Origin of the sequence: Streptomyces sp. NPDC007025 (assembly GCF_042869455.1) — a bacterium.
In the GTDB taxonomy this organism is placed as follows: Bacteria; Actinomycetota; Actinomycetes; order Streptomycetales; family Streptomycetaceae; genus Streptomyces.
In genome coordinates this window covers 1-13948 of sequence record NZ_JBIAFT010000025.1, presented here as the reverse complement: position 1 = coordinate 13948, position 13948 = coordinate 1, and the positions used below count along the sequence as shown (strand labels likewise).

General features: G+C 68.7%; 9 protein-coding genes. 1 reads left to right on the top strand and 8 read right to left on the bottom strand.

What is annotated here, in order from left to right; all coding sequences use genetic code 11:
- Positions 1–26 precede the first annotated feature (26 nt).
- The 8 genes from ACFYMO_RS31575 to eccD all read right to left on the bottom strand — a co-directional run bounded on the left by ACFYMO_RS31575 (position 27) and on the right by eccD (position 9086).
- Positions 27–446 carry a hypothetical protein gene (locus ACFYMO_RS31575; RefSeq protein WP_027761638.1) on the bottom strand — a complete coding sequence of 140 codons (420 nt, stop codon included), beginning with the start codon at positions 444–446 and terminating at the stop codon, positions 27–29.
- Positions 443–910, bottom strand: a complete 468-nt coding sequence (locus tag ACFYMO_RS31570; protein WP_388550903.1) for a YbaB/EbfC family nucleoid-associated protein — start codon at positions 908–910, stop codon at positions 443–445. Before ACFYMO_RS31570 ends, ACFYMO_RS31575 begins: the two co-directional genes overlap by 4 nt.
- Positions 911–1043: 133 nt before the next feature.
- Positions 1044–4490 carry an AAWKG family protein gene (locus ACFYMO_RS31565; RefSeq protein ID WP_388550900.1) on the bottom strand — a complete coding sequence of 1149 codons (3447 nt, stop codon included), beginning with the start codon at positions 4488–4490 and terminating at the stop codon, positions 1044–1046.
- Positions 4491–4574: 84 nt separating this feature from the next.
- Complete coding sequence (locus ACFYMO_RS31560; RefSeq protein WP_019354059.1) at positions 4575–5093, bottom strand: type VII secretion system-associated protein; 519 nt, start codon at positions 5091–5093, stop codon at positions 4575–4577.
- A gap of 131 nt (positions 5094–5224) precedes the next feature.
- Positions 5225–5551 carry a WXG100 family type VII secretion target gene (locus tag ACFYMO_RS31555; RefSeq protein ID WP_366774884.1) on the bottom strand — a complete coding sequence of 109 codons (327 nt, stop codon included), beginning with the start codon at positions 5549–5551 and terminating at the stop codon, positions 5225–5227.
- 88 nt (positions 5552–5639) lie between these two features.
- Entirely contained in the window at positions 5640–5960 is a 321-nt protein-coding gene (locus tag ACFYMO_RS31550; RefSeq protein WP_069993420.1) for a hypothetical protein, read from the bottom strand.
- A 113-nt stretch (positions 5961–6073) separates the two neighbouring features.
- Positions 6074–7672, bottom strand: a complete 1599-nt coding sequence (eccB, locus tag ACFYMO_RS31545; protein WP_388550896.1) for a type VII secretion protein EccB — start codon at positions 7670–7672, stop codon at positions 6074–6076.
- A gap of 13 nt (positions 7673–7685) precedes the next feature.
- Positions 7686–9086, bottom strand: a complete 1401-nt coding sequence (eccD, locus tag ACFYMO_RS31540) for a type VII secretion integral membrane protein EccD (RefSeq protein ID WP_388550893.1) — start codon at positions 9084–9086, stop codon at positions 7686–7688.
- 365 nt (positions 9087–9451) lie between these two features.
- Here eccD and eccCa point away from each other — a divergent pair, with 365 nt between their 5' ends.
- Positions 9452–13423, top strand: coding sequence for a type VII secretion protein EccCa (gene eccCa / locus ACFYMO_RS31535; protein ID WP_388550906.1), 3972 nt, complete (start codon positions 9452–9454; stop codon positions 13421–13423).
- Positions 13424–13948 lie beyond the last annotated feature (525 nt).

Below are 13948 nucleotides of genomic sequence, written 5' to 3'. Positions count from 1 at the left end.
GCAACACCCTCGTACTGATCACCCATCTAGTGCCTGCCGCCACCAGATTCTCCGGAGCCGCCGTCCACGTGGCCGGTGTCATCCGAGTCGATGTCCTCGAGAGCCTCTTCGGACTGCTTCCGGGCGTCCTGGACGATGTCGTCGGCGAACCCCTCGGTGCCCTCGGCGCTGTTGGCGACGGTCAGCGTGGCGGCGACCACACCGAAAGTGGCTCCTTGCAGACCTGTCTGCTCAAGAAGCGACTCTTTCCACTCGTCCTCCGTCTTCTTGGCATCCCGGTAGAACGAGTCGGCCACGGCGTCCGGCCGCCCCTTCCAGCGGTCGTAGTACGCGAAGTGGCCGGCCATCTCGTCCTGGATCTGCTGGGGCCGCTCCGCCAGGCTCCGCAGCTTCTCCGCCACCATGCGGGCCCGTTGGGGATTGGCCCGGTAGTTGCCCGTGCTCATGACCGGGCTCCCGGTGCCGCATCGCCGTCGTCCTCGACGATCTCGTCGCGCAACCGGGACCCCGCCCGGCCCGGTCCGGGGCCGTCGCCGCCGGAGAGGGCCGTGCCGAAGATCTGCTCCCAGTCGATCTCGACACCGGCGGACTCGGGCGCGTGCGGCAGCGGACCGGTGAACGGCGCGAACGTCTCCATCACACGTTGCGCGACCCGCCTGCGCGCCTCGTCGGACGCCTCCAGCACCGAGGCGGCAAGCTGCGGACCGGTCATGCCCGCGAACTTGTTCTCCGGGAAGGTGAGTCCGGTCAGCTCGCCTTGCGGTCCGACGGTGACCTCCACCGCGCGGTCACGCGAGCGCACCGTCTCGGAGGTGTGCTGCAGCTGCTCCCCGGCCCGGCCGATCGCCTCGCGGGTCTCGTCGAGCCGGGCCCGCGCCTTGGCGATCCGTTCCGCCATGGATTCCGTCATCGTCTTCTCCCCCTCCGCTCGTCGTTCCCCGCCCGCTGGTCGCGTGCTGTCCGCTCGCCCTCCGCGCTCCGCCGATCGAGCAAGATCCCATGATCACATATGACCCAACGCTCAAGCATCGCACGTTCCCTGCTCATCGGCCGATGACCGCCGGCGAGCCGCCCTCGTCGGAACCCCAGACGTCCTCGTCCTCGTCCACCCACGAGTCGCGCTCGCGGTCCCCGCTCTGCGTCTGCTGCTGGCCCTGACCGCCGTTGGCGCCCGAGCCGGGGAAATAGGGGCTGCTGCCGCTGGTGTTGACCCTCGCCTCGCGTTCGTCGTAACGCCCCGCCGCGCGGGCGGCCGCCGGACGCCGACGGTTGCTGATCGCGCCGCCGCTGTCGATGACATTACGGGTGCGCTCCGAACTGCCGCCCTGGCCCTGGCCGCCACCGCCGCCCATGCCGCCCATGCCGCCCATGCCACCGCCCATCATCGGGGACATCGGCATGCCGCCGGGCGAACCGCCCTGACCGAGGCTGGGCTGACCGCCGCCCGGCTGACCGCCGCCGGGCTGCGGGTCGTACAGCTCGGGTTCGTAGTCGGACTGGTCGCCGGGCGAGCGGGAACCGGGTACGTCCGGGCCCGAAGCACCGGTCAGATAGCCGGAGGTCGTCGTCCCGTCCGGGCTGGTCTGCGTGGTGGCACCGGTACGCGGGTCCACCGTGGTGCGGCTGCCGTCCGGGTACTCGGTCACCACCTGCCCGTGCGAGTCGAGGTGGGAGACGCTGCCGTCGGGGTTGGTGACGACGTCACCGGCGTTCAGCGGTCCGGAGTGCGAGGCACCGTCGGGATCGATGATGGTCGACGTCTGCGTCTGCGGATCGATCGTGGTCCGGCTGCCGTCCGGATACTCGGTGACGATCCGGCCGTGCGGGTCCAGGTGCGAGTGACTGCCGCCCGGGTTGGTCAACGAGTCGTCGCCGTTGACGGGACCGGTGATGTCGTCCGGAAGGTAGTTCTGCACATCGCCGTACGAGGAGTCCCCGCGCTGATCGCCGAGGATGTCGCCGGCCCGGTCCTGGTAGAGCTGCTGCTGACGCTCCTCCTGACGACGCTGCAACTGCTCCTGGCGGCGCTGCTGCTCGTCCTGGCGCTGCTCCTGGTGGCGGCGTTGCGCGTCCTGGCGCTCCTCCTCGTGCCGACGTTGCGCGTCCTGGCGCTCCTCCTGACGGCGCTGCTCCTGCTGCTGCCGCTCTTCCTGGCGGCGCTGCTCCTGCTCCTGCCGCTGCTGCTGTTCCTCCTGCTTGGCCTCCTGCTCCTTGCGGAGCTCCTCCTGCCTGGCCTGCTGCTCCTCCTGCTGCTGCTCCTGCCGGGCCTGCTGCTCCTCCTGCCGGCGGATGTCCTCCGCCCGCTGGCGGTCCTGCTTGGCCTCCTGCTCCTGGCGAATCTGCTCCTGCTTGGCCTCCTGCTCCTTCTCCTTGGCTTCCTGTTCCTTGCGGAGCTGCTCCTGCTTGGCTTCCTGCTCCTTCTCCTTGGCCTCCTGCTCCTTGCGGAGCTCCTCCTGCTTCGCCTCCTGCTCCCGCTCCTTGGCCTCCTGCTTGGCCTCCTGCTCCTCCTGCCTGGCCTCCTGCTTGGCCTCCTGCTCCTCCTGCCGGCGGATGTCCTCCGCCCGCTGCCTCTGCTGCTCCTTGCGCTGCTTCTCCTGCATGATCCGCTGCTGGATCATCTGCTGTTGCTGCTGCTCCTCCTGGCGGCGCTGCTGCTCCTCCTGCCGCTGCTCCTGCTCCTTCTGCCGCTGCTCCTGTTTGGCTTCCTGCTCCTTCTCCTTGGCCTCCTGCTCCTTGCGGAGCTCCTCCTCCTTGGCCTCCTGCTCCTTGCGGAGCTGCTCCTGCTTGGCTTCCTGCTCCTTCTCCTTGGCCTCCTGCTCCTTGCGGAGCTCCTCCTGCTTGGCCTCCTGCTCCTTCCGCAGTTCCTCCTGGCGGGCCAGGTCTTCGGCACGCTGTTTGTCGGCCTTGGCCTCGGCCTCCTCGCGGAGCTTGTCCTGGCGCTCCTGTTCCGCCTTCTGGCGGGCCAGATCCTCGGCACGCTGCTTGTCGGCCTTGGCCTCGGCCTCCTCACGGAGCTTGTCCTGGCGCTCCCGTTCCGCCTCCGCCGCAGCGAGGTCCTCAGCCCGCTGCTCTTCCATCTCCTTCCGGATTCTCTCGTTTTCCGCTTCCTGCTTCGCCCTTTCGTCGGCGGCCTCTTTCCGGTCCCGGTCGGCCTGGTCGCTCTGCAAACTCTGCTGAAGGTCCTGGCCGGAGGCCGGGCGGATCTCTCCGATGTCACCGACGGCGGTGGCGATCGCGCTCTTGAGGTTCGCCTTCGCGGTCTCCCCCGGTCCGCCCAGCTTTTCGCGGAGGTCGCGCCACCAGCGCGTTTTCGCTTCCTCGCCGATTTTCTTCCAGGTGTCCTGCAGGTCCAGCTGTCCGTACAGCTTGCCGTCCCGGTCCTTCGCTTCGCTCGAGAAACCCGGCTGGATGTTGACGGATGTCGTGTCGGGAGAATAACCGGCGGAGAGGGATGTATAACCGGAGGGGTTGCTCTCGGTGCTCTCGTACGCCTTGGTGAGGTTATCCATCCAGATGTTGTACATAATCTCGCCGAGAATATCGACGAGATGGTACAGAGGATTGGAGGAGACCGTCGCGGAGAATCCGCCGTCCCAACCCCGGTGGTCCCCCACCCAGGATTCCCAGGCGTCACGAAGGTTCTGGGCCTCGTCGCGAAGCGTCATTCCGACGTAACGGACCGCGGCTGCCTGCTTGGACCCTCTGGCCGCGGCAAGACCGACGTGCCGGTTGGCCGTGTCCTGCATATCGTCGGCAAGGCGTTCGTAGCGTCGGACGATCAGATGGACCAGATTCCACCAGACGCCGGCCGCCTGCCCCTTCCATTTGTCGTTCTCAGTCTTGCCGAAAGTCTTCTCCCAACCTTCGAGGATTTCCTTCCGTGCACCGACGAAATCCCGAAAGCGGTCGAAGGCCAGAGCGGTCGACTCGAAAGTGGACGGATCGACGAAGGTGGAGTCGGTGACGGCAGGATTCCAGTTGAACCCCTTGGTTCCGTGCGGCTTCTCGAGCAACCACCGCAACGCTTCACCGGAGCCGTAGGAGTACTGGGCGATCTGCGAGGTGTCCCAGGAGGACTCCGTGTCCCCCTTCTCGTCCTCGCCTCCCCACTCGGAATCCACATCGCTTTCCTTGAAGGAGTCCTTCCCTCCCCCTTCGTCGATCCCCTTCTTGGTGTCCTGGATTCCGATCAGCTGGATCCAGGCATGATGCTTGGTCAGGTCGCCGTCTTTGTACGTGTAGAACGGGATTTTGAAATGCATCTTCCCGATCTCGTTGTAAAAGTTCTCGTCCTGCCAGGCCGTCTCCTCGTCTTCAGGGAGATCGTTGTTGCCCGCCTTTTCCAGGGTGACGTGCATGAACGGAATTCCGTCATGGCTCTTCAGCTGATCGAGAGCATCCGTGATCGACGGGGGCGTGTATCCGGTGAAGAGGCTGACAGCGCTCCACCAGTCGTCGTTGCCTTTGTCGATCAGCGTTTCATCTGCCATGACGGGACTCCAGCGGTACTGAGGCGAGCGGGAACTTCGGCTGTTACCTCACCCAGGAGGTACTACCGGCGGCAAGGGAAGGTGTCAGTCGTACTCGCCGTCGCCGCCGCCTCCGCCGAGCGAGTCGGAGATGTCGTCCGAAACGTCCTCGAAGACGGAGGTGATGAACTTGTCGCCATCGATCTTCTCGAGGCTGTCGCCCTCGGTCTTGAGCAGGGACTCCATCGCCTCCCGGAGCGCGTCCTCGATGTCGTCGAACAGCCTCTTCTGGTCCGTGATCACCACACCCAGCTCGTCGGCCACCCCTTTGACCTTGTCGGCGAATTCCGAGGCGACGCCCTCCTTGCCGACCAGGTCCCCCAGGGCCAGCGGAGCGTGGTTGTCGCTGTCGACCTGCTTCGTGGGGTCCGAGAGTTCGGTGACGCTCATGACGTGCTCCACGTCGTAGGAGTTCGTCTCGTCGTTGTAGTGGTTGCCCTTGTAGTCACCCTCCTTCGAGATCTTGTCGAGTGCGGTCTTGAACTCGTCGATCTCGTCGTCGATGAACTTCTTCATCCACTCCTTGTTCAGGACGAGCTTGCTGCCGTCGTCACCGTCCGCCATCTGCCGCACCTCTTCCACTCACACAGTCCGTCCACGGCGCGACCCCCGGCACGCCGCCCAACCAACTCGGGCGACTGCCGCGTTCCCTGCGAAACGCCGACAGCCGCCCGGTACCGCTTCCGCCCCAGGTGTCAGGCGCCGACCCGCAGGTTCGAGAAGCCCTGCGCAGCGTTCGACTGGTTCCTGCGGAACGCCTCGGACACCTCGTTCAGCGTGCCGCCGTACTGGGTGAGCAGGTTGCCCATCGCGTCGGCCGCGCGGTTCCAAGCGGCCTGCTTCTCCTCGTAGACGTCCCGGTCGTCACCGATCCAGGACGCCTTGAGGTGCTGAAGCTCCTGGTCCAGTTCCGCGAGCCACTTCTTGATCTGCTGCGTCTGAAGCCGCAGGTCCTCCGCCGCGTTGTCGGTGCGGTTGAAGTCGACGTTGATCTCGCCGTCCATGAAGCTGCCACCGGCCATGCCGGACCTCATTTCGATCGTTGCGTACGTTCCGGGGGATACCGCTACGAGAAGCCGAGGGTCCGCTGCACGGACCCCTGCGGTCGGTTCAGCCCGCGAGCGAGTTGAAAATGGACTGGGACCGGCTGAACTCCTGGTTCACCTGTTCATCGGTGGAACCGATGGTCAGGCCACTGTTCCGCAGCGTGGTGTTCAGCTCGGCGATCATTTCGTTGAGGTTCTTCGAGATGATCTCGGCCTGGTCGTCCCACTGCTGGAGCAGCTTGTCGTAGCTGCCGCCGACCTGGCCCTGCAGACCCGAATCGTTCTTGGTGTTCTCCAGCTCCTGCCGGCTGCGCTGCACGCCGGTGAACGCCTGCTCCAGGGCGTTGATCCCGTTGCGGGTGGCCTGTTCCTCCTGCTTCGCCATCTGTCCCACGAGCTTCTCCCCTTCGGCTGTGATTCGCCGCCAGGCAAGGCGCGCTGGCAGCAGTTGCCCCCGGTTGTACGGGCCGTCGTCGAATGGGCCCTCACAACGGGATACTAGAAGTGCGTCAACTTCTCCCGCAATACGGCTTTGTGAGAATTCACATGAGGTTTAACATCGATTGAACGGACTGTACGTGCCTCGCTACTGGCTGAATCCGTCGGCTTCTTGCTCTTGTCCGGGTCCGGCGCGGACCCTTCGGAATCGCGCGCGTTCTCGCATTCGGGCGCCGACGAGTTGGCGCGTCCCGAACTCGCCGCCTTCGGCGTGAGGTCCGGACCGGTGGGAAGCATGGACAGCAGCGAGGAGGGGACGCCCTGCGCGGGGGTCTCCGTGTAGCCGAGTGCCTTCAACGTGTCCTTGGACGACAGCCGGTACTTCATTCCGGTATCGGTCACCAGATACAGCGTGCTGCCCACATCGCTGCCGCCCGCGCCGAGCGCGTGGACGACCGCACCGCCACCGGGCCGCACCGTGATCTTGTTGACCGTCACACATGCCGGGGTCAGCCCCTCGGTGGGCGGCTGGGTGGAGGGCCCGAGGTCGCCGGGATCGGCGAGAGTGACGCTGATCCGCAAGCCGCCGCCGGCCGAACGGACGCCGGCACAGAGGGTTGTGTCCCGCGGCAGGTCCACGGCACTCGGCGGCGTCGAGGGCAGGTCCTCGTCGGGGCCGGGGACCCGGGAGTCGTCGGCGAGACGGCCGTCGAGGGCGTCGGTACCCAGCGGACGGGCGGTGGCCGAGCCACCGCCGTACGCCTTGTCCTTGCTCACCGGATCGCCGAGCACCAGCGCTGCGCCGGTGGCGCTCAGCGGGGCGAGGCCCTCCTTGTGGAGCTGGTAGTAGCGGGCCTTCGCACCGGCGGCGGTGACTTTGAAGACCTGGCCGATCCGGGTCTGCCGACCGCCCAGTTCGGGTCCGGCCGCACCCATGTCCGAGACCTCGGGCGGCGACAGGTCCGGACCGCTCGGCAGGGAGTTGAGGAGCGCCGCGGAGACCGCCAGCGGCTTGTCGGAACCGTATCCGAGGGCCTCGGGGGCGTTGGCCTTCGCGTCGAGGCGCAGCTTGCGTCCCTGCCAGACGAGGTAGCCGGCCTTGTCGGGGCCGCGGACGAGAAGTCCCTGCCCCTTCTCGAGAGCCGTCCCGTCCGGCTCGGCGCCCACCGCGACCGTGGTGCCGGTCGAGCCGTCGGTGCTGCCGGAGCACACCTGCCAGGGGCCGTCGTCCAGTTCACCGGTGCCCGGCGGCTTCTCGGGGGCGCCGGGGATGCCGACGGGAGCACCGTGCGGGGTGTCCTTCAGCGACTCGCCGCCGACGGACATGACCTTCAGCTGGTCGCCGGCCAGCAACTTGGCGGAGGTGAAGTTGCGTACCGGCCGCAGTCTGCCGCCGAGGAAGAGGTAGCGCGCTCCGCTGTCCTTGTTGACGACCAGGGTGCCCGGATCCCGCCAGGAGGACTTGGTGCCGGGCTTGAAGAGTCCGAAGACGAAGGCGCCCGCACATATGAGGACCGCGATCAGCACGCTGATCGCGATCCCGCGGTTGGTGCGGCCCTGGGGGCTCTCGGGGGCGTCGGGGTCGGCACGCAGCATTCCGGAGGTCAGCCGCCCCATGATGAACATGTGCGCCTGTACCTGGTCCCGTTTGTCGTTCACCGCGCTCCTCCTCTCAGCCCATCAGTCCGCGCAGGAAGCCGTACACGCCCAGCACCCACAGCGCCAGCGGCAGCAGGGCGACCGCCGCCAGGGTGTGCAGGATCTCTGCTGCCCGGCCCCAGTAGGGCACCAGCCGCACGCCCGGCACGGTCCAGGAGGCGATCGACACGCAGGCGGTGAGGGCGAGCAGTACGCCCACCATCAGGAAGCGCTGGTCGGGTTCGTCGGACGCGGCGTCGAGGAGGATCAGCAGCAGGGGGCCCAGGGCGCCGGGGACGGTCAGCGAGAGCCGCTGCCAGGCGTTGCCCAGACCGCGGCTGTGCAGCAGCAGGAGGAGCGAGAGCGCCAGCACCATGATCAGGGCAGCCAGGTCCGCGTGCCGGGCGAGGACGGCGACACAGCCGGCGCAGACGGTGCCGACCGCGGCGTAGAGGGAACTCATCCAGCCGTCGGCGAGGATCGCCCGGGCGGCGGTGCCGCTCGGCGAGTGCGGTTCGATGCCCTCCTGCAGCTGCTGTGCGTTGGTGGGCAGCGGCGGCATCCGCATCCCCGACATCCGGAAGGACAGCGAGGGGACGAACGCACCGAGGATCACCGCCAGCAGCGCGATGACGCCCGCGGCCTGATGCGGCGCCAGATCAGCGGTGAACATCAGGGTGCCGGCCAGGGCACCGAAGGCCGCGACGACGGCGATGCTGAGGAAGAGCGCGGCGAAGGCGGCCACAGCGGCGAGGACGACGATCGCACCGCCCGCCCCCGCGGCGCTGCCGGCCAGCAGCCGGGAGCCGAACAGCTCGTGTGCGTGCGGCCCGGACAGGTCGCCGCCGGGCACCAGCCAGCCCGCGAAGGCGAGGTAGGGCGCGACCATGGCGCCGAGTGCGGCGCCCGCGCCCGCGTCGCCGACCGCGCGGCTGGCCGAGCCGGCCCCCGCCACCAGCAGCATTCCGACGACCGCGGCGCACACCGCGCGCAGTCCCGACGAACCGCCGGGCAGCGCGAGCACGACGAGTCCGCCGGTGAGGGCGAGCACCGCCAGACCGAGGAGCAGTCGGCGGCTGGCCTTGGGGCTCCAGCCGAAGGGGCTGTCGGCCATGGTGGTGGCGATGCCGTCCACCAGGTCGTCGAGGTGGACCTCGGGGAGGGCTTCGGTGCGCGGCCTGAGGTAAAGGGTCTCGCCGTCGCGGAGGTCGTAGGAGTCGAGGGTGCGTTCCTCGTCCAGTGGTTCGCCGCCCAGGCGTTGGAGCACCCAGCCGCCGTGGTCGATCCCGGCCTCGTCGAGGTCCTCGCCTCCGTAGCCGAGCACTGCGGGCAGCAGATCGGCCACCGGTACGTCGGAGGGGACCCCGAGGTCGATGCTCTTCTTGGGCGCGCGGACGGTCAGACGACACAGCCCGGCCGTCTGGATGTCACTCATAGCGCTGGCTCACGCTTCTCGTACTGGCTCACGCTTCTCCCGACGGGAGCGGACGGCTCCGGTCCCGCTTGAGGGCGGCGGTCACGGCGGGATGACGCCGTCATGATCAGACATGACAGGTCATGTTCGGTCGAAATCCTGGGAGTCCGTCCACTGGTCAAGACGGACGCACACCCTCCGGAGAGCTTACATTAAGCGACAGGAATATTGTCCGGCCGCTGTTGGACAATGTTGCCCCGGCAAACGTGCATGCTGGGAGCTAGTCGAGTCGGCACCGAACACGATGCTGTCCGCCTGTGACACCTCGGCCCCTTGAGAGGTTCACCGGCACAGCGCCACCATCCGTGAGGAGTCCTTCGTTGAGTGTGGTCCTGTTCCGCAGGCCGGCCCGTCGCCGCGGCCCGGACATGCCCGAAGGGGAGTTGGCCCTGCAGGAGCCGCCGACCCTGCCCGAGGTGGTGCCGGACAGCTCCGCGGTGTGGACCTATCTGCCCATGGCGATGATGTCCGTCTCCATGATGCTGATGTTCATGCGGCCGGGTATGCGTGGCGGGTCGGGAAGCCACTTCATGTACCTGGCCGTCGGCATGATGGTCCTGGCATCCGGCGCGATGATGGTCGGTCAGATGATGCGCAAGTCCAGCGAGCGGAAACAGCGCCTGAAGGGTGAGCGCCGCGACTACCTGCGCTATCTGACCCAGACCCGGCGCAAGGTGCGCGCGGCCGTCGCCGACCAGCAGAAGGCGCTGGCCTGGCGGCACCCCGAGCCCGCCGCGCTGTGGTCGATGGTGCGGACCACCCGGCTGTGGGAGCGCCGCCCGCAGGACGTGGACTTCGGCGAGGTGCGGGTCGCGGTGGGCGACCAGCAGCTCGGGCTGCGGCTGACGCCGAACGCCACGACCCCGGTGGAGGACCTGGAGCCGCTGTCCGCGCATGCGCTGCGCAGCTTCATCCGCGCCTATGCCACCGTGCCCGAGCAGCCGATCGCCATCTATCTGCGGGCCTGGGCCCGGGTGCTGCTGCGCGGCGACGAGGAGCAGGCGCGTTCGCTGGCCCGCGCCATGATCGCGCAGCTGGCGACGTTCCACGCCCCGGACGACGTGTGGATCGCGCTGTGCGTCTCGGACGAGCGGCGCTCCGAGTGGGAGTGGCTCAAGTGGCTGCCGCACAATCTGCATCCGCAGGAGAGCGACGGCGCGGGCCAGGCCCGGATGTTCGTCTCCGCCTTCAACGAGCTGGAGGACCTGCTGGGCGCGGAGTTCATGGAGCGCCCCTCCTTCGACCCCGAGGCGGCCGCCGGGCGCGAGGAACCCTTCACCGTGATCGTCGTGGACGGCGGCAGTGTCCCGGCCGGGCACCGGCTGGACGGTCCCGGCTTCCGCAACACCGTGGTGATCGACCTGAGTGGTGCGCTGACCTGGCGCCCGGGGCGGGTGACGCTGCGCTTCGAGGTGACGGCGGACGACTTCGCGCTGGTGCGCACGGACCGTGACCGCAAGGAGCAGACGACCAGGCTCGGCCGCCCCGACCGGTTCGGCACCGTGGGGTCGACCGCGCTGGCCAAGCGCATCGCGCCCTACCGGATGGGCGTGGGTTCCGAGACCTCCGCGCCGCTGTCCGCCGATCTGGAACTGACCACGCTGCTGGGCATATCGGACCTCTCCCGCCACGAGCCGAACTCACTGTGGCAGCGCAACATCGGCTCCTCCCGGCTGAAGGTGCCGATCGCGGTCAGCGCCGACGGCGCGCCCGTCGAGCTGGACATCAAGGAGTCGGCGCAGGGTGGCACCGGCCCGCACGGCATGCTGATCGGGGCCACCGGCTCCGGCAAGAGCGAACTGCTGCGCACCCTGGTGCTGGCGCTCGCGCTCACCAACTCCTCGGAGACCCTCAACTTCGTCCTGGTGGACTTCAAGGGCGGTGCCACCTTCCTCGGGCTGGACGAACTGCCCCACACGTCGGCCGTCATCACCAACCTCGCCGGAGAGGCGGCGCTGGTCGGACGGATGCAGGACGCGCTGCACGGTGAACTGATGCGACGTCAGGAGCTGCTGCGCTCGGCCGGCAACTACACCTCGGCACTGGACTACGAGAAGGCACGCGCCTCCGGCGTCCCGCTGGCGCCGCTGCCCAGCCTGTTCGTCGTCGTCGACGAGTTCAGCGAGCTGCTGGCCTCGCACCGGGAGTTCATGGAGCTGTTCGTGATGATCGGGCGGCTCGGCCGCAGCCTCGGTGTCCACCTGCTGCTCGCCTCGCAGCGGCTGGACGAGGGCCGCATGCACCAGCTGGAGAGCCACCTGTCCTACCGGATCGGACTGCGCACCTTCTCCGCCATGGAGAGCCGCGGGGTGCTCGGGGTCCCCGACGCCTACCAGCTGCCCCCGCAGCCCGGCAGCGGCTATCTGAAGTCCGGAGTGGAGGCCCTCACCCGCTTCCGGGCCGCCTACGTCTCCGGGGCATACCAGCATCGTCACTCCGGCGCCAACCAGGCGCGGGTGGCCAGCCAGACCGTGCCGTGGACCTCCGGCTACGTGGTGCCGCGCCAGCTGCCCGACGTCCCCGAGCCCGAGCCCGAACCCGAGGAGGAGCAGGAGAACACCGACACCCTGCTGTCGGTGGCGGTCGACCGGCTGCGGGACGCGGGACCGCCGGCCCATCAGGTGTGGCTGCCGCCCCTGGACCAGCCCGCCACCCTCGACCAGATCCTGCCGCCGCTGGTCCCGGACCCGCAGCTGGGTCTGACCACCGTGGGCTGGCCGGGACGCGGCCGGCTGACCGTGCCGCTCGGCATCGTCGACAAGCCGTTCGAGCAGCTGCGGGACCTGCTGACCATCGACCTGTCCGGCGCCGGCGGCCACGTCGCCATCGCGGGCGGCCCGCAGAGCGGCAAGAGCACCCTGGTGCGCACGCTGCTCACCTCGCTCGCCCTCACCCACACGCCGCGCGAGGTGTCCTTCTTCTGCCTGGACTTCGGCGGCGGCACCCTGGCCGGGCTGGCCGAGTTGCCGCACACCGCCGGCGTGGCGGCGCGGCTGGAGAGCGAGCGGGTGAGCCGGACGATCGCCGAGGTCACCACGCTGCTGGCGGCCCGGGAGCGGTTCTTCCTGGAGAACGGCATCGACTCGATGCCCACCTTCCGCCGCCGCCGTGCCGCCGGGGAGTTCCCCGACCAGCACTACGGCGACGTGTTCCTGGTGATCGACGGCTGGTCCACGGTGCGTGCCGACTACGACCGCTACATCCAGACGTTCAACGGCATCGCGGCCCGTGGTCTCAGCTACGGCGTGCACCTCGTCGTCACCACCTCCCGGTGGGTCGAGCTGTCCGCAGGAGTCCGCGAACAGGCCGCCACCCACCTGGAGCTGCGGATGGGTGACGCGACGGACTCCGAGATCGACACCCGCCGGGCCGCCACCGTGCCGCGGCTGGCCGGCCGCGGACTGACACGCGAGGGCAAGCTGCACTATCTGAGCGCCCTTCCCCGCATCGACGGCGTGGAGACCGCCGAGGACCTCGCGGACGGGGTGGCCGGCCTGGTCGCCGCCGTCAAGGAGAGCTGGTCCGGCCCGCGCACCCCGCAGGTGCGGATGCTGCCCACCAAGCTGCTGCCCGACCAGCTGCCCGCTCCCGAGGACGGCATGCGGATGCCGATCGGTCTGGAGGAGAACGCGCTCTCGGTGGTCTGGCACGACTTCGCGGAGACCCCGCACCTGTTCGCGGTCGGCGACACCGAGAGCGGGAAGACGAACCTGCTGCGGCTGACCGCGAAGGCCATCATGGACCGCTTCACCCCGGCCGAAGCCCGCATCATGGTCATCGACTACCGACGCGACCTGGTCGAGGCCATCCCGGACGAGTACCGCCTCGGCCACGCGGTGTCCATCGACGCGCTCAACGACCTGGTCGACGGCGCGGCGCGGGCCGTGCGCACCCGCGTGCCCGGGGAGGAGATCACCCCGGCCCGTATGCGGCTGTGCGACTGGTGGTCGGGGCCGCGGCTGTTCATCCTCATCGACGACTACGACATGCTCGGCACGGGCATCGGCAACACGCCCTTCGACCCGCTGCTCCCCCACCTCGCCCTCGGCTACGAGGTCGGTCTGCACATGGTCGTCGTGCGCTCGGCGGCGGGCGCCAGCCGCGGTCTGAGCGAGCACCTCATGCGGCGCCTCCAGGAGGTCAACACACCCGCCCTGCTGCTCTCCTGCCCCCCGACCGAGGGCTATCTGATCGGCAACATCAAGGGCCGCACGCTGCCTCCCGGCCGCGCCCTGCACGTCGTGCGCCGGAAGGCGACCCAGGTGCAGACGGCGATGGTGGACGTCGAGGAGGAGTGAACTGTGCGGGGCCGGGGTCCTGACCGTGCTCACGGCGCTCAACGGCCCCTCCCCCGGCACCGCGCGCGGCCGGACCGCGTGCGAGGAGCCGTGCCCGCCCCCGGCCGGGCACGGCTCCGCCGCGTCGCAGGCCGCTTCCGGCTGCCGACCGCGGCCTGCTTCCCGCGACACCGCTGCCGGACGCCCTCTTCCACACGGCCGGACTCCGAGGTCCGGAATACATTCGGTTAACCAGCGCTTAACGAACGGGAATACTGAAATGTATTCTTCCCGCTGATCTGTCGGCCGTTCGCGAATCCGCGCCCCCATTCCTGCGCCGATGTCCGAAAAACTGGCGTCGCAGCCGGACCGACACCCTCGCATCACTCATTCGCCCGGCAATTGCCTCCAGTAGCGTGATTCACCCCGGGACGTGACGAGCTGCAACGGCATTCACGATTGCCCGGCAACACGCCTCCGGGATTCCGACCGTGACGACCGTGGTGGCGGCAGGCACTAGATGGGTGATCAGTACGAGGGTGTGGT